At 60.2% G+C, this 522-nt stretch carries 1 protein-coding gene; it reads right to left on the bottom strand.

Annotation, left to right across the window (positions count from 1 at the left end):
* Positions 1–522, bottom strand: a 522-nt coding sequence (locus tag MUW49_RS18425; protein ID WP_244813062.1) for an IS3 family transposase, incomplete at both ends; no start/stop codon positions are given.

Consider the following 522-nt stretch of genomic DNA (forward strand, 5'->3'; position numbering starts at 1 on the left):
CTCGTTGGGTGTGACGAAGCGGATACGGCTATGCCGGTGCTCTTCGTTATACCAGGCCATAAAGTCGCGCACCCACTCCCTGGCCGCTTCCAGACTGGCAAAGCCGTCTGATGGCCACTGCGGACAGTACTTCAGCGTCCTGAACAATGACTCCGAGTACGGATTATCGTTGCTGACCCGAGGCCGTCCCCGCGAGGGCGTGACACCCAGGTCATGCATCTTGGTCAGCAGCGTGACTGACTTCATTGGCGCGCCGTTGTCCGAGTGCAAGACCAGCGGCTGCTTCCAGCACTGCTCGCGGATGATGCTCCGTTGCAGCAACGCCGCCGCCCGTTCACCGCACTCTTGCTCATGCACTTCCCAGCCCACCCCTTTGCGGCTGTAGATGTCCTCTATCAGATAGAGGTAGTAATACTGGCCGCGCACGAGTGACGGCAAGTAGGTGATATCCCAGGACCACACTTGATTGGGCCCAGTCGCGGTATGGCTGGTTGGTACCGGCACATGACGCGGTGGCTGGCT

Origin of the sequence: Aeromonas sp. LsrichE-8G, assembly GCF_022869435.1 — a bacterium.
Taxonomy (GTDB): Bacteria; Pseudomonadota; Gammaproteobacteria; order Enterobacterales; family Aeromonadaceae; genus Aeromonas; species Aeromonas caviae.